The organism is Streptomyces sp. NPDC043908 (assembly GCF_056435525.1).
Genome location: NZ_JBWKEI010000005.1, coordinates 112,864 through 132,522 on the forward strand (window position 1 = coordinate 112,864; position 19,659 = coordinate 132,522).

General features: G+C 72.7%; 20 protein-coding genes, 1 tRNA gene and 1 pseudogene. 11 read left to right on the forward strand and 11 right to left on the reverse strand.

Features of this window, described 5'->3' with window-relative positions; translation table 11 throughout:
• Nucleotides 1-124 precede the first annotated feature (124 nt).
• Genes AC069K_RS13330 through AC069K_RS13345 form a run of 4 tightly spaced genes read right to left on the reverse strand, consistent with a single transcriptional unit; the run spans nt 125 to nt 2,328 of the window.
• Nucleotides 125-442: a DUF202 domain-containing protein gene (locus tag AC069K_RS13330; protein WP_478615410.1), complete on the reverse strand. Its 318-nt coding sequence runs from the start codon at nt 440-442 to the stop codon at nt 125-127.
• The gene (locus AC069K_RS13335) at nt 439-831 is read right to left on the reverse strand and encodes a YidH family protein (RefSeq protein ID WP_365112208.1); all 393 of its coding nucleotides are present in this window, start codon (nt 829-831) and stop codon (nt 439-441) included. Before AC069K_RS13335 ends, AC069K_RS13330 begins: the two co-directional genes overlap by 4 nt.
• Nucleotides 832-854: 23 nt before the next feature.
• A complete protein-coding gene (locus tag AC069K_RS13340; RefSeq protein WP_478615413.1) occupies nt 855-1,415 on the reverse strand; it encodes an NUDIX hydrolase in 561 nt (186 codons plus the stop codon).
• A 19-nt stretch (nt 1,416-1,434) separates the two neighbouring features.
• A complete protein-coding gene (locus AC069K_RS13345; RefSeq protein WP_478615416.1) occupies nt 1,435-2,328 on the reverse strand; it encodes a DMT family transporter in 894 nt (297 codons plus the stop codon).
• A gap of 605 nt (nt 2,329-2,933) precedes the next feature.
• Here AC069K_RS13345 and AC069K_RS13350 point away from each other — a divergent pair.
• The 4 genes from AC069K_RS13350 to AC069K_RS13365 all read left to right on the forward strand — a co-directional run bounded on the left by AC069K_RS13350 (nt 2,934) and on the right by AC069K_RS13365 (nt 7,042).
• Nucleotides 2,934-3,881, forward strand: a complete 948-nt coding sequence (locus AC069K_RS13350) for a hypothetical protein (RefSeq protein ID WP_365114172.1) — start codon at nt 2,934-2,936, stop codon at nt 3,879-3,881.
• Between the two features lie 110 nt (nt 3,882-3,991).
• Nucleotides 3,992-5,512 carry an APC family permease gene (locus tag AC069K_RS13355; protein WP_478615420.1) on the forward strand — a complete coding sequence of 507 codons (1,521 nt, stop codon included), beginning with the start codon at nt 3,992-3,994 and terminating at the stop codon, nt 5,510-5,512.
• Between the two features lie 146 nt (nt 5,513-5,658).
• Nucleotides 5,659-6,414, forward strand: coding sequence for a molybdopterin-dependent oxidoreductase (locus AC069K_RS13360; RefSeq protein ID WP_478615423.1), 756 nt, complete (start codon nt 5,659-5,661; stop codon nt 6,412-6,414).
• Nucleotides 6,356-7,042: a cytochrome b/b6 domain-containing protein gene (locus AC069K_RS13365; RefSeq protein ID WP_478615426.1), complete on the forward strand. Its 687-nt coding sequence runs from the start codon at nt 6,356-6,358 to the stop codon at nt 7,040-7,042. Before AC069K_RS13360 ends, AC069K_RS13365 begins: the two co-directional genes overlap by 59 nt.
• On the opposite strand, the gene AC069K_RS13370 is transcribed toward AC069K_RS13365, so the two are convergent.
• Nucleotides 7,028-8,434: a GntT/GntP/DsdX family permease gene (locus tag AC069K_RS13370; protein ID WP_478615429.1), complete on the reverse strand. Its 1,407-nt coding sequence runs from the start codon at nt 8,432-8,434 to the stop codon at nt 7,028-7,030. The genes AC069K_RS13365 and AC069K_RS13370 overlap by 15 nt on opposite strands.
• A 10-nt stretch (nt 8,435-8,444) precedes the next feature.
• Complete coding sequence (locus tag AC069K_RS13375) at nt 8,445-8,954, reverse strand: gluconokinase (protein ID WP_365114164.1); 510 nt, start codon at nt 8,952-8,954, stop codon at nt 8,445-8,447.
• Nucleotides 8,955-9,147: 193 nt separating this feature from the next.
• Here AC069K_RS13375 and AC069K_RS13380 point away from each other — a divergent pair, with 193 nt between their 5' ends.
• From AC069K_RS13380 to AC069K_RS13395, 4 genes are all read left to right on the forward strand, one after another.
• Nucleotides 9,148-9,849, forward strand: coding sequence for a FadR/GntR family transcriptional regulator (locus AC069K_RS13380; protein ID WP_358832794.1), 702 nt, complete (start codon nt 9,148-9,150; stop codon nt 9,847-9,849).
• 213 nt (nt 9,850-10,062) lie between these two features.
• A complete protein-coding gene (locus AC069K_RS13385) occupies nt 10,063-11,514 on the forward strand; it encodes an amino acid permease (RefSeq protein WP_358832795.1) in 1,452 nt (483 codons plus the stop codon).
• Nucleotides 11,515-11,681: 167 nt separating this feature from the next.
• The gene (locus tag AC069K_RS13390; RefSeq protein WP_365114161.1) at nt 11,682-12,767 is read left to right on the forward strand and encodes an S-(hydroxymethyl)mycothiol dehydrogenase; all 1,086 of its coding nucleotides are present in this window, start codon (nt 11,682-11,684) and stop codon (nt 12,765-12,767) included.
• Entirely contained in the window at nt 12,767-13,396 is a 630-nt protein-coding gene (locus AC069K_RS13395) for an MBL fold metallo-hydrolase (RefSeq protein ID WP_365114159.1), read from the forward strand. The genes AC069K_RS13390 and AC069K_RS13395 overlap by 1 nt, the downstream gene beginning before the upstream one ends.
• Here the strand turns inward: AC069K_RS13395 and AC069K_RS13400 are convergent.
• From AC069K_RS13400 to AC069K_RS13415, 4 genes and pseudogenes are all read right to left on the reverse strand, one after another.
• Nucleotides 13,380-14,285, reverse strand: a complete 906-nt coding sequence (locus AC069K_RS13400; RefSeq protein ID WP_478615436.1) for an amidohydrolase family protein — start codon at nt 14,283-14,285, stop codon at nt 13,380-13,382. The two genes, AC069K_RS13395 and AC069K_RS13400, sit on opposite strands and share 17 nt — an antisense overlap.
• Nucleotides 14,282-15,228 (reverse strand): annotated as a pseudogene (locus AC069K_RS13405) (aldo/keto reductase). Before AC069K_RS13405 ends, AC069K_RS13400 begins: the two are co-directional and overlap by 4 nt.
• 93 nt (nt 15,229-15,321) lie before the next feature.
• Nucleotides 15,322-16,269 (reverse strand): RluA family pseudouridine synthase, encoded by a 948-nt coding sequence (locus AC069K_RS13410; protein ID WP_478615439.1) that lies wholly within the window; start codon nt 16,267-16,269, stop codon nt 15,322-15,324.
• A gap of 38 nt (nt 16,270-16,307) precedes the next feature.
• Nucleotides 16,308-16,395 (reverse strand) — tRNA-Leu (locus AC069K_RS13415).
• A 193-nt stretch (nt 16,396-16,588) separates the two neighbouring features.
• Between AC069K_RS13415 and AC069K_RS13420 the strand changes: the two genes are divergently transcribed.
• The 3 genes from AC069K_RS13420 to AC069K_RS13430 all read left to right on the forward strand — a co-directional run bounded on the left by AC069K_RS13420 (nt 16,589) and on the right by AC069K_RS13430 (nt 19,327).
• Complete coding sequence (locus AC069K_RS13420) at nt 16,589-17,914, forward strand: M20/M25/M40 family metallo-hydrolase (RefSeq protein ID WP_358834904.1); 1,326 nt, start codon at nt 16,589-16,591, stop codon at nt 17,912-17,914.
• 212 nt (nt 17,915-18,126) lie between these two features.
• Complete coding sequence (gene chpH, locus AC069K_RS13425; protein WP_358834905.1) at nt 18,127-18,360, forward strand: chaplin ChpH; 234 nt, start codon at nt 18,127-18,129, stop codon at nt 18,358-18,360.
• A gap of 136 nt (nt 18,361-18,496) precedes the next feature.
• Nucleotides 18,497-19,327, forward strand: coding sequence for a chaplin (locus tag AC069K_RS13430; protein ID WP_478615444.1), 831 nt, complete (start codon nt 18,497-18,499; stop codon nt 19,325-19,327).
• A gap of 121 nt (nt 19,328-19,448) precedes the next feature.
• On the opposite strand, the gene AC069K_RS13435 is transcribed toward AC069K_RS13430, so the two are convergent.
• Nucleotides 19,449-19,637 (reverse strand): DUF5703 family protein, encoded by a 189-nt coding sequence (locus AC069K_RS13435; RefSeq protein ID WP_344075348.1) that lies wholly within the window; start codon nt 19,635-19,637, stop codon nt 19,449-19,451.
• Nucleotides 19,638-19,659: the final 22 nt, after the last annotated feature.

Below are 19,659 nucleotides of genomic sequence, written 5' to 3' on the forward strand. Positions count from 1 at the left end.
ACCTCTGGAGATCGTTCACCTCTGGAGATCGCTTGCCTCCCACGCTAGTGCGCGCGGCCCGGCTCCGCTTGCGCGAGGCGGTCCGTGACCGCCCTCGGCCGGGGTCCGGGCCCGGGCGGGCCGTTCAGAGCAGCAGGGCCACCGCGAACACCGCCAGCGCCGCCACGCACGCCACCGCCGCGACGGCCTCGCGGGGCCGCAGCACCCCGGGGCGGCCCGAGCGGGTCAGGGACTGGATGCGCCGGTGGGCCACCACCAGGAAGCCCAGCCACACCAGGCCGCTCAGGGCCACGGTGACCGGGCCGACGGCCGTCCCGCCGGCATGCAGGGCCTGCTTCGCCGCCAGGACCGCGGCCACCGTGCAGGACAGCGTGGTGCGGCGCCAGGCGAGCCGGGTCCGCTCGGGCTGGAGGCCGGGGTCCCGGTCGGCGGCGCCCGTCACCCGGCCCAGCCGAAGACGACGACCACCACCATGACCAGGGCGACCGCCGCCACCGCCACGCTCAGCAGGGTCGGGAAGCGGGAGACGGGCAGGTCCTCGCCGCGCCGCATCGCCCGCTCGCACCGCACCCAGTGGTTCACGGCCCGCAGCGCGCACAGCACCCCGGCCACGAGCAGCGCCAGGGCGAGCCCGACCCGTACGCCCCGGCGCAGATCCGGCAGGAACTGGTCGACCGCGAAACCGCCGCCGACCAGGGCGAGCGACGTCCGGATCCAGGCCAGGAACGTGCGCTCGTTGGCCAGCGAGAACCGGTAGTCCGGGGTCTCGCCCTCCTCGCCGATGCGCTCGGGTGCGAACCACAGCCGCAGGGTCTGCGCGATGCTGATCACATCGGCACACTACCCGCGGTGGATCATCCGGCCCGGTGCGCGCGCAGCCTGCGGTACGCGTCGAGCCCGTCCGGCACCCATTCCCACTCCTCCAGCCGCCGCTCCACCTCGGCCTCGGGCAGGAAGGCGTGCCAGGCGACCTCCTCGGCCTGCGGCCGCACCGGCAGGGTGCAGCGCACCTCGTAGACGGCCGACCACCAGGTCTGCCGCCCGTCCGCCCCGCCCTCGTAGAGGAACCGGAACAGCGGTACGGGCCGGGGCAGCCCGGACACCCCGAGCTCCTCCTCCGCCTCGCGCAGGGCGGCGTCGTCGTAGCTCTCGCCCGCGCCGACGACCCCGCCCACGAACATGTCGTACAGCGAGGGGAAGACCATCTTGGCCGCGGTGCGCCGGTGCACGAAGATCCGGTCCTCGGCGTCCCGGACCAGGACGAAGGCACAACGGTGGCGCAGCCCCCGGGCATACGCCTCACCGCGCGCGGCCCTGCCCACCACGCGGTCCTGCTCGTCCACGATGTCGATGATCTCGTCGGAGGGGGATGGGGAGGGGGAGGGAAGGGGAGGAGGGACGCTCATACGGATCATCCAACCACCGGGCAGGGGCTCAGTGCGGCTGGAGGTCGCGGGCGGGCTCCTTGGGCCGGGTGCCCGACGGCATCGCCGGGTGCAGGCCCAGCAGGATGATCCCGGCGACGATGGCGACGAGCCCGGACGCCTCCCAGGCGAGCGCCGCCGCGTCGGTCCGCAGCTCGTCGCCGAGGAAGCCGATGCCGCAGGCGATCCCGGCGAGCGGCTGGGCGGCGGTGAGGGCGGGCAGCGACATGCGCAGCGGGGCGGTCTCGAAGGCGCTCTGTACCAGGATCAGGCCGCTCACCCCGAGCACCAGCACGCCGTACGGCTCCCAGCCCATCAGCATCTGGGCGAAGCCGTCGGCCCGGAAGCGTTCGCCGCTGACCCGGGTGAGGGCGTCCTGGAGGCCGTAGAGCGACCCGGCGGCGACGGCCAGCAGGGTGGGGCCGGCGCTGAGGCGGGTGCGCTGGGCGAAGACGGTGAGCAGCAGCGCGATCCCGACGACGATCCCGACGATCAGCCAGTGCCGCAGGGGCCCGGCCACGTCGTCGCCGCCGACCGGCTGGCCCGCCACCATGAAGGCGGTCACCCCGCCCGCGAGCAGGGTGAGGCCCGCCCAGCCCTGGCGGCCCAGGGTCTGCTTGGTCTGCCAGCGGGACAGGGCCATGGCGAAGAAGAGGTTGGTGGCCAGCAGCGGCTCGACCTGGGACACCTCGCCCTGGCCCAGCGCGAGCGCGCCCAGCACCATGCCCGCGATCATCAGCCCCATCCCGGCGAGCCAGCGGGGCACCCGTACGAGGTCCAGCAGCAGCCGCGGCGAGAGGAAGTCGCTCAGCGGGGCCCGCTGGGCGGCGTCCTGCTGGAGCACGAACCCGAAGCCCAGACAGCAGGCCGCGCCCACGGCGAGAGCGAGGACGAGAACCGACACGAGGGACACCTTCAAGTGCGGCCGGGGTGGGTGAACTTGCTCGACGATAGCGCTCCGGGGGCCCGTGCGCCTCCCGAGCGCCCACCGGGGCGCGTCCTCCCGGGGACGCCCCGCGGCTTCGTCTGCGGCACGGTGGGGGGCTGGTCGCGCAGTTCCCCGCGCCCCTGAGGCATCCCGCCCCACCCCTTACCGGAAGTCCTTCGGGGGAGGGCCCGCGGCTTTGTCTGCGGCCCGGTGGGGGTTGCTCGCGCAGTTCCCCGCGCCCCTGAAAGCCTGTGGCTGAGCTGGGCTCTCGCCCGGGGGCGGAGTACCTCAGGGGCGCGGGGAACTGCGCGACCAGCCCATCACCGGGCCGCAGTCGAACACGAAGCCGGGGCCCGGGGGCGCAGCCCCCGGCGAACCACCTCCACCCCGCCCGCACCCACCCCCTGGCAACCCCCGGAGGGCCCCCGCAAGTTGAACCCCAAAGCAACCCACCCGACCTTGACGTGGAGCCTTGGGTACCGCTTTGCTGTCCGCGATCACCCTGTCACCGACCACACCGATCACACCAGCCCCACCCCTCACACCCGCACCACACCAACCACCCCCCGGGATGTACGCGGATGCCGCCCCCGCCCCCGCTCGGCCGCCCCCGCAAACGCGGCGGACGAGCCTTCGACCCGGCGCTCGACGACGCCGAACTCGTCGACGTACGCGCCCAGTTGGCACAGGGCCGCTGGACCCGGGTCCGCTCGCTGCTGGGTGCGACCGGCGACGACTGGGACCGCCGCGGCCACCGCCTCACCGTCCTCGGCGAGCCCGCCACCTCCGCGGCCTGGGCCCGGGAGTGGCTGCTGGCCGAGCCGGACAGCGCCGACGCCGCCGCGCTCTACGCCTGCGCCCTCGTCTCGCGCTGCCTGAACGGCAAGGGCGACAAGGACCGCGCCCGCGACGCCTGCCTGGAGGCGGGCCGGCTCGCCCCCGCCGACCCCACCCCGTGGCTCGCCCTGCTCGCGCTCTCCCGCCGCCACGGCTCGGACAACGAGACCGAGCAGATCTTCGCCGAGGTGTGCTCCCGCCACCCCGACCACCACCACGCCCACCACCTGATGGCCGCCCGGCTCGCCGAGCGCCGCCCGGGGGACGGCCCCGACCCGATGCACGAGGTGTACGCCTTCGCCGCCGCCGGCGCCGCCCGCGCCCCCGCCGACTCCCCGCTCGCCCTGCTCCCGCTGGTCGCCCACGCCGAGCGGTACCGGGTGCTCGCCGCCCAGGGCGCCGCCCCGCGCGACCCGGTCGCCTCCGAGCACTGGACCGGCCGCCGCGCCCGCCAGGTGATCAAGTCGGCCTTCGACTGGTGGCTGGAGTGGGAGCGCGAGGACCACCCCCGGGCCGGGGTCGACCTGAACTTCCTCGCCCACGCCAAGCACTGCGAGGGCCGCCCCGCCGAGGCCGCCGCCCTCTTCCACCGCATCGGCCGGCACTTCACCCCCGCCCCCTGGTCGTACCCGGACCGGGACCCCTACCGCGCCTTCCAGGCCGCGCGCAGCGCCGCCCTGGGCACGGCCTAGCACGGCCCTCCACCGCACCTCTCACGGCACCACGCACCACCACACCACGGCTCCACGGCACCACCCGCTCGGCACCACCCCCCGCGTCCCACCGAAAGGGCACCCCCGCCATGTCGACCGACACCGATGAGATCCGTACGTACAAGGGGCAGGAGAGAGCCCTGCGCGCCGACCGGCTCGGCACCCCGGGCCTGCTCCTGTCGGTGCTCGCCGCGAGCGCCCCGCTGATGGTGGTCGCCGGTGTCATGCCCACCACGTACGGCGTGATGGGCATCGTCGGCCAGCCCCTGCTCTTCCTCATCCTCGGCGCCGTCCTGGTCCTGTTCAGCTTCGGGTACGCGGAGATGAGCCGCCACGTCCACAACGCCGGCGCCTTCTACGCGTACATAGCCAGGGGCCTCGGCCCCACCGCCGGGGCGGCCGCCGCCTTCGTGGCGCTGGTCGCGTACAGCACCCTCCAGGTCGGCATCTACGGCATGTTCGGCTTCGAGGTCTCCAGCCTCTTCGCCACCTACCTCGACACCGAAGTCGCCTGGTGGATCCCGGCGCTCGCGGCCGTCGCGCTGGTCGGTGTGCTCGCCTGGCTGAAGATCGACCTCAACGCCAAGGTCCTCGGCGTGCTGCTCGTCATCGAGGTCGCGCTGGTCGTCGTCTTCGACTTCGCGGCCGTGACCGACCCGGCGAAGGAGGGCCTGTCGCTGCACGCCTTCAACCCCTCCACCCTCTCCGGCGCGGGCATCGGCACCGCCCTGTGCTTCTGCATCGCCGCCTTCACCGGCTTCGAGCAGGCCCCGGTGTACGCGGAGGAGACCAGCCGCCCGCACCTGGTCGTCTCGCGCGTGATGTTCCTCGCCGTCGGCTTCACCGCCGTCTTCTTCGCCCTCAGCTCCTGGGCGCTCACCGTCGCCACCGGCCCCGACGGCATCGTCGACGCGGCCCGCAAGAACGGCCCCGGGCTGCTGTTCGGGCTCACCGAGGACCGGCTCGGCACCACCTTCACCGACGTCCTGCACGTCCTCTTCGTCACCGGCATGTTCGCCGCGCTGCTCAGCTTCCACAACGTCGTCGCCCGGTACGTCTTCGCCATGGGCCGCGAGGGCCTGCTGCCCGCCGCGTTCGGCCGCACCAACCACACCAGCGGAGCCCCCGGTTCCGGCTCGCTCCTCCAGACCGTGATCTCGCTCGTGGTCGTCGTCGCCTTCGCCGTCGCCGACGACAGGCCCACCGGCGACCCGACCGCCGCCGTGCTGCACCTGTTCACCTGGATGGGCAACGTGGGCGCGCTCGGAGTGATCGTGCTGATGGCCGCCGCCTCCTTCGCGGTCATCGCCTTCTTCGTCCGCCGGGGCGCGGCCGGCGCCCAGGTGTGGCGGCTGCTCGCCTCCGGCATCGCCGGGGTCGCGCTCCTCGTCATCGCGCTCTACACGGTCAAGGACTTCGACGTCCTCGTCGGCGCGGGCCCGGACTCCTCGCTCAGCTGGCTGCTGCCCTCGATCATCGCGCTCGCCCTCGCGGGCGGGGTGGCGTACGGCCTGGTCGTGCGCGCGGTGCGGCCCGAGGCGCACGCCCGGATCGGCCAGGGCAACGAGGCCTTCCAACTGGAGAAGGCGGCGCGCGGCACCGGAGCGTAGGGCGGGACCGGAGCATGGGGCGGCACCGGAGCGTAGGGCGGGACCTCCGGATCCGGCCCGGGGCGTCCGCGCCCCGGATCTGACCAAACGGTGACGGTGCGCCGGGGCCCCTGGTGCCCGGGGGCCGCCGGTGCTCGAATCAGGGGGTGAACCCTGAACCACCGCCCGACGGCAGCGCCCCGGCCGTCAGCTCCCCCGACGGCAGCGCCCCCGTCGGCCGCCGGATCGTGCTCGGCATGCTCGGCCTCGGCGTCGCCGGGGTCGCCGCCGCCCCCGCCCTCCAGCGCGGCCTGGAGTCCTTCCTCGGCGCCGCCGCCGGGAAGGACCCCACCGGCCTGACCGGGCTGCTGCCCAACGGCGGCGGCTTCCGCTACTACTCGGTCGCCGCCTCCGTACCGCACCGGGGCGCCGCCGACTACCGGCTCACCCTCGACGGCCTCGTCGACCGCCCCGCCAGCTACACCCTGGACGCGCTGCGGGCGCTGCCCCAGACGCGGCTGGTGCGGGACGTGCAGTGTGTGACGGGCTGGCGGGTGCCGGACACCCCGTTCGCGGGGGTGCGGCTGTCCCGGCTGCTGGATGCCGCGGGGGTGCGCGAGGGAGCCGGGGCGGTCCGCTTCACCTGCTTCGACGGCACGTACACCGAGAGCCTCACGCTCGAACAGGCCCGGCGCGACGACGTGCTGGTCGCCCTGAGCATGAAGGACAAACCGGTCTCCCACGCGCACGGCGGCCCGGTCCGCCTCTACGTGGCGCCCATGTACTTCTACAAGTCGGCGAAATGGCTCTCCGGGATCACCGTGACGGGCACGGTACGGCGCGGGTTCTGGGAGGAGCGGGGCTATGACACGGATGCCTGGGTCGGCCGGTCCAACGGACGCGACGACCGTCCCACCGGCTGAACCGGCCGCCCGGGTACGGAGGTTCACCGCGGCCGAGCGCTGGGTGCACCGCGCCAACGCCCTGGTCTTCGGGGTGTGCGTGCTCTCGGCCGCCGTGCTCTATCTGCCCCAGCTCGCCGAGGCCGTGGGCCGCAGGGAGCTGGTGGTGACGGTGCACGAGTTCTCGGGCGTGCTGCTGCCCGTACCGGTCCTGGCGGGGCTCGCCTCGCGGGCCTTCCGGGCCGATCTGCGCCGGCTCAACCGGTTCGGGCCGCACGACCGGCGCTGGCTGCGCTCGGCGCTCACCCGGGACGGACGCCCGCGTACGGCGGGCAAGTTCAACGCCGGTCAGAAGGTCTACGCCGGGTGGATCACCGGGGCCGCGCTCGTCCTGCTCGGCACCGGGCTGTTCATGTGGTTCACCCATCTGGCGCCGCTGGCCGTGCGGGTCGGCTCGACCTTCGTCCACGACTGGCTGGCGCTGGCCGTCGGCATCGTGCTCGGCGGCCATGTGGCCATGGCGCTCCTCGACCCGGAGGCACGCCGTGGCATGCGCACCGGGTCGGTGGGGCGCCACTGGGCCCGCGGGGAACACGGGCTGTGGCTGGACGAGTTGGAGAAGGGGCGTGCTCCGCTAGATCACCAGTGACAGCAGCAGGACGAAGCCCAGCGCCACCACCGAGATGATCGTCTCCATCACCGACCAGGTCTTCACCGTCTGGCCGACGTCCATCCCGAAGTACTCCTTCACCAGCCAGAATCCGGCGTCGTTGACATGGCTGAAGAAGAGCGAGCCCGCGCCGACCGCCAGGACCAGCAGCGCCGTGTGCCCGGTCGACATGTCGGCGGCCAGCGGGGCCACCAGGCCGGCGGCGGAGATCGTGGCCACCGTGGCGGAGCCGGTCGCGAGCCGGATCGCGACCGCGATCAGCCAGGCGAGCAGCAGCGCGGGGATGGACCAGTCCCGGGAGACGTCCAGGATCATCTGGCCGACACCCACGTCGATGAGCGTCTGCTTGAAGCCGCCGCCCGCGCCGACGATCATGAGGATGCCCGCGATCGGGGCGAGCGACTTCTCGACCGTGGTGGAGATCCGCTCCTTGCTGAACCCGGCGGCCCGGCCCAGCGTGAAGAGGGCGACGAGGACGGCCGCGAGGAGTGCGATCAGCGGCGAGCCGATCACGTCGGTGACCCGCTGGAGGTGGTTCTTCGGGTCGTCGACCACGATGTCGACCAGGGCCTTCACCAGCATCAGCACGACCGGCAGCAGCACCGTGGAGACGGTGGCGACGAAGCTCGGCCGCTTCTCCAGGTCCTCCGAGGGGCGGGCCGGGACCATCCGGTCCGGCGCCGGGATGTCGACCCAGCGCGCCGCGTACTTGGAGAAGACGGGACCGGCGATGATCACCGTGGGGATCGCGACCAGGACGCCGAGGGCGAGGGTGACGCCCAGGTTCGCGTCCACCGCGTCGATGGCGGCCAGCGGGCCCGGGTGCGGCGGGATCAGCCCGTGCATCACCGAGAGTCCGGCGAGCGCCGGGATGCCGATCCGCATCAGCGAGTAGTCGCCGCGCTTGGCGACGAGCAGTACCACCGGGATCAGCAGCACGATCCCGACCTCGAAGAAGAGCGGCAGGCCGATGATCGAGGCGATGACGACCATCGCCCAGGGCATCGCGCGCCCGCCGGACTTCCCGGCCCTCGCCAGGATCGTGTCGACGATCTGGTCCGCGCCGCCCGAGTCGGCGAGGAGCTTGCCGAGGATCGCGCCGAGGGCGATGAGCACCCCGACACCGGCGACGGTGTTGCCGAGGCCCGTGGTGAAGCTGGTGATCGCCTTGTCCAGCGGCGCCCCGGCGAAGGCGCCCAGCGCCAGCGAGCCGATGGTCAGGGCCAGGAAGGCGTGCAGTTTGAACCGGGTGATGAGCAGGACGATGACGGCGATGCCGGCGAGTACGGCGATCCCCAGCCGGGCGTTGCCCGCCGAGGTGATCGGCTCGGTCGCGTCCGCTGCCAGGATCTCGACGCTGAGGCTGGTCACGGTGTGGTCCTTACGCGGGGAGCCGGCGCAGCGCGGCGACGGCCCGGTCGGTGATGTCCTCGGGGGTCCCGGCGACGTCGACGGCGACGCCCGCCTCGTCCGCCTGGAGCGGCTGGAGCGTGGCGAACTGCGAGTCGAGGAGCGCGGCGGGCATGAAGTGGCCCCGGCGCTCGCCCATCCGGCGCTCGATGAGCTCCCGGTCGCCGGTCAGGTGCAGGAAGACCAGGCCGGGGGCGGCGGCCCGCAGCCGGTCGCGGTAGGCGCGCTTGAGCGCGGAGCTGCTCACCACCCCGCCGAGGCCCGCCCGTTCGTGGGCCCACCGCCCGATCGCGTCGAGCCAGGGCCTGCGGTCCTCGTCCTCCAGCGGGACGCCGGCCGACATCTTGGCGACGTTGGCCGGCGGGTGGAAGTCGTCGCCCTCGGCGTACGGAACGCCCAGGGCCCGCGCGACCAGCGGGCCGATCGTGGTCTTGCCGGTGCCGGCCACGCCCATCACCACCACGACGTGGGGGGTGCTCATAGGTGCCTCGCTGTCTTCGTCGACATCGATGTGGTCCGGGCGGGGGTCGTTTCCGGCCATCCGTCCGTCGCGCTACTGAAACCCAAAAGGTGCGACGTATTCAAGACCTCGTGACAAATAAGTAATACTTTTCTGCTCGCCGGGTCCGCGCGCCCGTCCTGCCCGGGTTCCCCCGCCCCGTACCCTTACGGCCATGACCACACAGGCCCAGGGACTGCACGCACAGGTGCTCGACACCCTCGGCCGCGCGATCACCGCAGGCGACTACCCGCCCGGCAGCGTGCTGCGCGGCGACGAGCTCGCCCAGCGCTTCGACGTCTCGCGCACCGTGATCCGCGAGGCGATCCGGGTCCTGGAATCGATGCAGCTGGTCGAGTCCCGGCGGCGGGTCGGGGTGACGGTCCGGGCCACCGAGCAGTGGAACGTGTACGACCCCCAGGTCATCCGCTGGCGCCTGGCCGGGGCCGACCGGCCGCGCCAGCTGCGCTCACTGACCGTGTTGCGCTCGGCCGTGGAGCCGGTCGCCGCCGGGCTCGCCGCCCACCACGCCACCCCCGAGCAGTGCGCCGCCCTCACCGAGCAGGCGCTCGGCATGGTCGCCACCTCGCGCGGGCGCCAGCTGGAGGGCTACCTCGTCCACGACGTGGCCTTCCACCGGATCGTCCTGAACGCCTCGGGCAACGAGATGTTCGCCCGGCTCGGCGACGTGGTCGCCGAGGTCCTGACCGGCCGCACCCACCACCAGGTGATGTTCGAGGACCCCGACCCCGCGGCCGTCACCCTGCACGTGCGGGTGGCCGAGGCGGTCCGGGAGCGGGACGCGGAACGGGCCGAGCGGCTCACCCGCGAGATCGCCGTCGGTGCCCTCAAGGAATTGGACGTTCTCGCCCCGTAAAGCTCAGATTTACCTCAGATTCATCACAGATCTGCCCGTACGTGACATTGGCCACTGCCAAATGCCCCGTCGAGCCGCGACCATGTCCCGAATCAGCCACGCCGCGGGTGACCCCACAGCGCTCTCCCCGCATCACCGGCCACCGCCGGGACGGCACCGGCACTGCCCGGTATCGCACGACCGTATGACCCCTCACGAAGGCGATACAGCTACATGAGTGACCGCACCATGCCTGCGGCCGAGACGTCGGCGCCCGCGCAGACGCAGGGCACCCCCCACTTCGACGCCGGTGACGCCGGTTACAGCAAGGACCTCAAGTCCCGGCACATCAACATGATCGCCATCGGCGGCGCGATCGGCACCGGGCTGTTCCTCGGCGCCGGCGGCCGGATGGCGGGCGCGGGCCCCTCGCTCGCGATCGCCTACGCGGTCTGCGGCGTCTTCGCCTTCTTCGTGGTCAGGGCCCTGGGCGAGCTCGTGCTCTACCGCCCCTCCTCCGGCGCCTTCGTCTCCTACGCCCGTGAGTTCATGGGCGAGAAGGGCGCCTACACGGCCGGCTGGCTGTACTTCCTGAACTGGTCGACCACCGCCGTGGCCGACATCACGGCCGCCGCCACCTACGCCCACTTCTGGGCGATGTTCAGCGACATCCCGCAGTGGGTCCTCGCCCTGATCGCCCTGGCCGTGGTCCTCACCGCCAACCTGATCTCGGTGAAGTACTTCGGCGAGATGGAGTTCTGGTTCGCGATCGTCAAGGTCGCGGCGCTGGTCGCCTTCATGCTGGTCGGCATCTACCTGGTCGCCACCCAGCACAGCGTCGACGGCAACACCCCGGGCCTGGCCAACATCACCGACCACGGCGGCATCTTCCCGATGGGCACGCTGCCGATGCTCCTGGTCGTCCAGGGCGTCGTCTTCGCGTACGCCTCGGTCGAGCTCTGCGGTGTCGCGGCCGGTGAGACCGAGAACCCGCAGAAGATCCTGCCCAAGGCGATCAACTCGATCATGTGGCGCGTCGGCATCTTCTACGTCGGCTCGGTCGTCCTGCTCGCGCTGATCCTGCCGTACACCGCCTACTCCGGCGACCAGAGCCCGTTCGTCACCGTCCTGGACAAGCTCGGCGTGCCGGGCGCGGCCGGCGTGATGAACCTGGTGGTCCTGACCGCCGCGCTCTCCAGCCTCAACTCCGGCCTGTACTCCACCGGCCGCATCCTGCGCTCGATGGCCGTCGCGGGCTCCGCGCCCAAGTTCACGGCCCGGATGAACAAGGGCCAGGTGCCCTACGGCGGCGTCCTGCTGACCGCCGCCTTCGGCGCCGCCGGTGTCGCCCTGAACAAGCTGATGCCCGACGACGCCTTCGAGATCGTGCTGAACTTCGCCTCCATCGGCATCCTCGGCACCTGGGCCATGATCATGGTCTGCTCGCTGCTCTTCTGGCGCCGCTCCCAGGAGGGCCTGCTCACCCGCCCCTCCTACCGGCTGCCCTGGGCCCCGTACACCCAGATCGTCACCCTGGTCTTCCTCGCCTCGGTCCTGTACCTGATGTGGTACGGCGGCGGCGTCGGCCGCACCACCGTCTACTGCCTGCCCGTCATCCTGGGCATGCTGGTCGGCGGCTGGTTCCTGGTCCGCAAGCGGGTCGGCGAGCTCGCGGCCGAGCGCTAGGCGCGAAGCGGCGGTACGAGCGGTACGAGCGGTACGAGAAGGGCGGCACCCCGGCACGGGGTGCCGCCCTTCTCCACGCACCCGGTAACGTGCGGAGGTCGGGCCCGTACACGTTCACGCCCGTACGCGTCCGCGCGTACCGGCGCTGCCAGAGAGGAAGTCCACGTATGCCGCAGCAGGTCCGAGGGGTCATCGCACCGGGGAAGAACGAGCCCGTACGGGTGGAGACGATCGTGGTGCCGGACCCGGGGCCAGGCGAGGCCGTGGTGAAGGTCCAGGCGTGCGGGGTGTGCCACACCGACCTGCACTACAAGCAGGGCGGGATCAACGACGACTTCCCCTTCCTGCTCGGCCACGAGGCCGCCGGCGTGGTCGAGTCCGTCGGCACGGGCGTCACCGACGTCGCCCCGGGCGACTTCGTGATCCTCAACTGGCGCGCGGTGTGCGGCCAGTGCCGCTCCTGTCTGCGCGGGCGCCCCCAGTACTGCTTCAACACCCACAACGCCCGGCAGAAGATGACCCTCACCGACGGCACCGAGCTCTCTCCCGCGCTCGGCATCGGCGCCTTCGCCGAGAAGACGCTGGTCGCGGCCGGACAGTGCACCAAGGTCGACCCGACGGTCTCCCCGGCCGTGGCGGGCCTCCTCGGCTGCGGCGTCATGGCGGGCATCGGCGCCGCCCTCAACACCGGCAACGTGAGCCGGGGCGACTCGGTCGCCGTCATCGGCTGCGGCGGGGTCGGGAACGCGGCGATCGTGGGCGCCCGGCTCGCGGGCGCGTCGAAGATCGTCGCCGTCGACATCGACGACCGCAAGCTGGCCACCGCCCGGGCCATGGGCGCCACCCACACGGTCAACTCCCTCACCGCGGAAGCCGTCGAGGCGATCCGCTCCCTCACCGGCGGCTACGGCGCCGACGTCGTCATCGAGGCGGTCGGCCGCCCGGAGACCTTCGAGCAGGCCTTCTACGCCCGCGACCTGGCCGGGACGGTCGTCCTGGTCGGCGTGCCCACCCCGGACATGAAGCTGGAGCTGCCGCTGATCGACGTCTTCGGACGCGGCGGCGCGCTCAAGTCCTCCTGGTACGGCGACTGCCTGCCCTCGCGGGACTTCCCCATGCTGGTCGACCTGCACCAGCAGGGCCGGATCGACCTCGCCGGCTTCGTCACCGAGACCATCGCCCTGGACGAGGTAGAGAAGGCCTTCGAGCGGATGCACGAGGGTGACGTGCTGCGTTCGGTGGTGGTCTTCTGATGGCCGCCCGTATCGAGCACCTGGTCACCTCGGGCACCTTCGCCCTCGACGGCGGCGTCTGGGACGTCGACAACAACGTCTGGATCGTGGGCGACGACGAGGAGGCGGTGGTCGTCGACGCCGCCCACGACGCCCGGGCGATCCTGGCCGCCCTGGGCGGGCGCACCCTGCGCGCGATCCTGTGCACCCACGCCCACAACGACCACATCGACGCGGCCCCCGAGCTGGCCGAGGCCACCGGCGCCCCGGTCCTGCTGCACCCCGACGACCTGCCGCTGTGGAAGCTCACCCACCCGGACCGCGCCCCCGACGGCGAACTGGCCGACGGTCAGGCGGTGCCGGTCGCCGGGACGCGCCTGGAGGTCGTCCACACCCCGGGCCACGCCCCGGGTGCGGTGTGCCTGTACGCCCCCGAGCTGGGCACCGTCTTCACCGGCGACACCCTGTTCGCCGGGGGGCCGGGCGCGACCGGCCGGTCCTTCTCGCACTTCCCGACGATCGTCGACTCCATCCGCGAGCGGCTGCTGACCCTGCCGCCCGACACGGTCGTCCGCACGGGCCACGGCGACGCGACGACCATCGGCGCCGAGGCACCCCACCTGGACGAGTGGATCAGGCGCGGCCACTGAGCCCGTAGACCCGCTCGGCCGTACCCCCGAGGACCTGGGCCCGCTCGTGCGGGCTCAGGTCCCTCGTCAACTCCCGGGCGGTGTCGAGGACTTCGCCGTACGAGGAGACCGCGAGGCACACCGGCCAGTCCGAGCCGAACAGCAGCCGCCCGGGGCCGAACGCCTGAAGGACGGTGTCCGCGTACGGCCGCAGAGCCCCGACGCTCCAGCCCGGCCCCGCCTCCGTGACCAGGCCCGACAGCTTGCAGACCGTGTGCGGGAGCGCGGCGAGCGCCCGGACGGCCGACGCCCAGGGCTCCATCGCGCCGGAGGCCACCGGCGGCTTGCCCAGGTGGTCGAGCACGAAGGTCAGGCCCGGGTGGCGCTCGGCGGCCCGGACACAGGCCGGGAGCTGATGGGGGAGGACCACCAGGTCGTAGGCGAGCCCGGCCGCCGCGACCGCCGCCAGACCCGCGCCCACGTCCGGCCGCAGCAGCCACCGGGGGTCGGCCTCGCCCTGCACCTGGTGCCGTATCCCCACCAGCCGGTCGCCGCCGGGCAGCGCGGCGAGCCGGGCCAGCTCCTCGGCCACCCCGGGGGCCGTGAGATCGGTCCAGCCGACGACCCCGCGCACCAGCGGATCGCCCTCGGCGAGCGCCAGGAGCTCCGGGGTCTCCGCGGCCACCGTCACGGTCTGGACGACCACGGTGGCACCGACCCCCGCGGCGGCGGCAGCGGGCCGCAGCTCCGCGACGGGAAAGTCCCGCCGCAGACCCGCGAACCCCGGGGCCGCGAGCCACTCCTGATCGCGGACGCCGAGGTCCCACACATGGTGGTGCGCGTCGACGACGGGCGCGGTGGACCCCGGACCGGTGGGGCGGGGGCGGGTGGGCCCCAGTGCCACCCTCATACGCCCAGCTCCTCCCAGAGCGCCCGCGGCACCGGACGCCCGAACCGTCCGGCGGCGTCCCGGACCTCCGCCGCCGAACGCGCGCCCACCAGCACGCTCGCCACCGCCGGATGCCGCAGCGGGAAGGCGAGCGCGGCGGTCCGCAGCGGGACGCCGTGGCGCTCGCAGACCGCCTTGATCCGCAGCGCCCGCTCCAGCGGGGCCGGTGGCGCGGCCGCGTAGTCGTAGGGGGCGCCGGGCCGGGGATCGGCCAGCAGCCCCGAGTTGAAGACCCCGCCGACGATCACGCTCGTGCCGCGCGCGGCGGCCTCGGGCAGCAGCTCGTCGGCCGCGCGCTGGTCGAGCAGCGAGTACCGCCCGGCGCACAGCACCGCGTCCACGTCCGTCTCCCGGACGAACCGGGCCAGCGGCCCCGCGTGGTTCATCCCGGCGCCTATGGCCGTACGACCCCTTCCGCGCGCAGCCGCTCCAGCGCCGGATAGGCCTCGGCCAGGGCCTGTTCGGCGTGGTCGTCGGGGTCGTGCAGGAAGACCGCGTCGATCCGGTCGAGGCCCAGAGGGCCGAGGCTGTCCTCGATGCCGCGGCGCACCCCGTCCGCGCTGAAGTCCCAGCGGCGCCGGTGGGTGGCGGGCACGGCGAACCCCTGCGCGAGGTCGTCGCCGTCCGGCCGCTCCAGCGGCTCCAGGACGCGGCCGACCTTGGTGGAGAGGGTGTACGCGTCCCGGGGCCGGTCGCGCAGCGCCTCGCCCAGCCGGCGCTCGGAGAGGCCGAGACCGTAATGCGGGGCGGTGTCGAAGTAGCGGACACCGGCCTCCCAGGCGGCGTCCACCGCCTCCCGGGCGTCCGCGTCGGACACCTCGCCGAGGAGGTTGCCGAGTCCGGCCGCGCCGAGGGAGAGCGCGGTGACGGCACAGCCGCTGCCACCGAGGTGTGTGACGCGCATACGAGCAGATTTATCAGAGGTCTGAGGCGCCGAGATACCCCCATGACCCGAATTTCCGCTCTCCGACCCCCGATTGATCCGATGTCTCGCTGTCTACTGCTCCCGGCCGTCCGCGTCCCACGCCGCCAGCCGCAGCCCGCTCGTGAACCTCCGCTCCCGCCCGTCCACCGGATCGGTGAACTCCAGCACCTTCGCCAGCAGTTGCAGCGGCCGGCCGAAGTCGTCCGGGTCGGGCTCCTCGGCCACCACCGGATACACCGGGTCGTTGAGGATCGGCAGCCCGAGGGCGTTCATATGGACCCGCAGCTGATGGGTGCGCCCGGTCGCCGGGAGCAGCCGGTAGCGGCCGAGGGCGCCCCGGTGCCCGGTCAGCTCGATCCGGCTCTCGGCGTTCGGCTCGCCCGCCTCCTCGCGGGCCGCGATCACCCCGCGCTCCTTGACGATCCGGCTGCGCACGGTCACCGGCAGCGCCACGCGCGGATCGTACGGCGCGACCGCCTCGTACTCCTTGCGCACCCGCCGCTCGGCGAAGAGGTTCTGGTACGCGCCCCGGTCCTCGGGACGCACCACGAACAGGGCGAGACCGGCGGTCAGCCGGTCCAGGCGGTGCGCGGGCTGGAGCGCGGGCAGGGCGAGCTCGCGCCGCAGCCGGGCCACGGCGGTCTCGGTGACGTGCCGCCCCCGGGGCGTGGTGGCCAGGAAGTGCGGCTTGTCCACGACCACGATCCGCTCGTCGCGGTGGACGATCCCGATCCCGAACGGCACGGGCACCTCGGGGGCGAAGTCGCGGTGGAACCAGACGTACATCCCCGCCCGGTACGCCAGCGCCTCGTCCACCGGCCCATCGGCGGTCAGGAACCGCCCGCCGCGCACCATCTCCTCCACCCGCCCGGCCCCGATCGCACCCCGGAACCGCTCCACGAGGTGCTCCCGGACCGTTTCCCAGGCCCCCTCCGGGTCGGCGGGCAGCCGCACCCGCACCGGGTCGATGCCGTCGCGCTGGGGGAGCGGGGCGGCCGGGATCTTTGACCTACGTCTCACAAAAACAAGAAAACCCCAGCTCAGCTGGGGTTTTCAAGTGGTGTCCGAGGGGGGACTTGAACCCCCACGCCCGATAAAGGGCACTAGCACCTCAAGCTAGCGCGTCTGCCATTCCGCCACCCGGACAAGGTGTCTGTCTCGCGGGCCGTGCCCGTTCCGACGTGGAAAACAATAGCAAACATCTGGGGGTGCTCGATCACCCCCGTGGCCTGCGTGAACGGCGTATGTCCACGGGACGCCGCCCTTGGGCGCGCGGGGCGCGCGAGGGAGGATGAGGGGACTCAACGAAGCGGCAGCGGCAGCAGCGGGAGGAAGCAGCGTGAGCGAGTCGAAGGCGGCGCGGGGCGTGACCGGCGAGGACGAGGTCGTCGACCTCTGTCGCGACCTGATCAGGATCGACACCAGCAACTACGGGGACCACTCCGGCCCCGGCGAGCGGGCGGCCGCCGAGTACGTGGCCGAGAAGCTCGCGGAGGTGGGACTGGAACCGAAGATCTTCGAGTCGCACACCGGCCGGGCCTCCACGGTGGCCCGGATCCAGGGCGAGGACCCCTCGCGGCCCGCACTGCTCATCCACGGCCACACCGACGTCGTCCCGGCCAACGCCGACGACTGGACGCACCACCCGTTCTCGGGCGAGATCGCCGACGGCTGCGTCTGGGGGCGCGGCGCCGTCGACATGAAGGACATGGACGCGATGACCCTCGCGGTCGTACGCGACCGGCTGCGCAGCGGCCGCAAGCCCCCGCGCGACATCGTGCTCGCCTTCCTCGCCGACGAGGAGGCGGGCGGCACCTACGGCGCCCGCTACCTCGTCGACAAGCACCCCGACCTCTTCGAGGGCGTCACGGAGGCGATCAGCGAGGTCGGCGGCTTCTCCTTCACCGTCAACGAGAACCTGCGGCTCTACCTCGTGGAGACCGCCCAGAAGGGCATGCACTGGATGAAGCTGACCGTGGACGGCAGCGCCGGGCACGGTTCGATGATCCACAAGGACAACGCCATCACCGAGCTGTCCGAGGCGGTCGGGCGGCTGGGACGGCACAAGTTCCCGGTGCGCGTCACCAAGACGCTGCGGCACTTCCTCGACGAGCTCGGCGACGCGCTCGGCACCGAGCTCGACCCGGAGAACATGGACGAGACGCTCGCCAAGCTCGGCGGCATCGCCAAGCTCATCGGCGCCTCGCTCCAGAACACCGCCAATCCCACCCAGCTCGGCGCCGGCTACAAGGTCAACGTGATCCCCGGCCAGGCCACCGCGCACGTCGACGGCCGGTTCCTGCCGGGGTACGAGGAGGAGTTCCTCGCGGACCTCGACCGGATCCTGGGGCCGCGGGTCCGGCGCGAGGACGTGCACGCCGACAAGGCGCTGGAGACCACCTTCGACGGGGCGCTCGTCGACGCCATGCAGACCGCCCTGGTGGCCGAGGACCCGATCGCGCGGGCCGTGCCGTACATGCTCTCGGCCGGCACCGACGCCAAGTCCTTCGCGGACCTCGGCATCCGCTGCTTCGGCTTCGCGCCGCTGAAGCTGCCGCCGGAGCTCGACTTCGCCGGAATGTTCCACGGCGTGGACGAGCGGGTGCCGCTGGACGGTCTCAAGTTCGGCGTACGGGTCCTCGACCGGTTCATCGACGCCTCCTGAGCGGGGAAGGTCCGCGGGTGCCGGGTGCGCCCCGCACCTGCGGACCTCTCCCGGCCCCGGTGGCGAAACGACACGCCAACAATCGCCCGGGTGTACGGAGTTGACTGAGAAGAGTGAATGCGTTCATAAGCTCGTAGCCCCATAACTTTCCCCTCGTTACAGGGTGTGCGGTCCGCGGCTGGGATCGCGCCTTTGCCAACAAGGAGGAAGTAATGATCAAGAAGGTCGTCGCTGCTGCGGCTGTCACCGGTGGTCTGGTTCTCGCGGGTGCCGGCCTCGCCGTCGCCGACGCCGGTGCCCAGGGCGCCGCGGTGAACTCCCCGGGCGTCGCTTCCGGCAACGTCATCCAGGTGCCCATCCACGTGCCGGTCAACGTCTGCGGCAACACGATTTCCGTGATCGGGCTGCTGAACCCCGCCTTCGGCAACACCTGCGTCAACAAGTGACGTCGAACCCCACCCCGTGAGGTCCGAGCCCGGCGGCCCCGGAGCGCGCATCATGCGCTCCGGGGCTGCCAGGCACCCCCTCCCGGGCGCACCGGCGTCCGGGAGCATCCGGTAGGTAGAAGGCAGGGAACCACCTATGCGACAGGTCACCCGAAAAGGCCTGATCACCATGGCCGCCGCCACCGGCGTCATCGCCATGGGCAGCGGCTACGCACACGCCGACTCCACGGCGAACGGGGGCGCCAAGGACTCGCCGGGCGCCGCGTCCGGCAACGCGGTCCAGGCGCCGGTCCACGTGCCGGTCAACGCGTGCGGCAACACCGTCAACATCATCGGGCTGCTCAACCCGGCGATGGGCAACACCTGCGTCAACAAGGGCGGTTCGCACCACGGCGCCGGCGGGGCCACGGCCCACGGCGGCGCGAGCCACTCGCCCGGCGTCGCCTCCGGCAACAGCGTCCAGGCGCCCGTCGACGTGCCGGTCAACGCCTGCGGCAACGGCGTCACCGTGATCGGGGCGCTCAACCCGGTCTTCGGCAACGACTGCGCCAACGTCTCCGGCGACGACCACCGGCCCCCGCACCACTCCGGCCACCCGGGGAAGCCGGGGCACCCGGGCACGCCCGGTCACCCCGGAAAGCCGGGCCACCCCGGCAAGCCCGGTGAGCCGTGCGACACGGACCACCCCGGCACCCACCACCCGGGCAAGCCCGGGGACCAGGTCAAGCCGATCCACCGGACCAAGCCGGGCCAGCACCCGCACACCCCGGGCACCCCGGGCACCGGGAGCGGGACGGGCACCTCGGCCGCCGCGCACACCCCGGGCAGCCAGGCCCTGACGGCCCCGCAGGCCGCCGGCACGCTGGCGCACACCGGGTCGGACATGATGGGCATCGCCCTGCCGGCCGGTGCGGGCCTGCTCCTCGCCGGAACCACGCTCTACCGCCGCGCCCGCTCCGGCGCGTAGGTGAAGCCCGCGTAGGTGAAGCCCGCCTAAGCGGAGCCGCTCCCGGAGCGGCAGGAACCGGACAGAACGGATCGGGCCCCGCGACAGCGGGGCCCGATCCGTTTTCGTCCTCCGGGGTCCGTCACCACGTGGCACGCAGCTGGCGGATGATCCGCCTGCGCAGCCGCACCCTGCGGCTGCCGTCACGCAGCAGACTCAGTCGCTCCAACTCCCAGTGTCCGTACTCGGCGTGGTCGGTCAACAGACGTGTGGTCTCCTTGCGGGACACCCCGCGCGGCACGTACACGTCGACAAATTCGTATTCCGGCATCGCATCTATTGTGCGGGCAGAG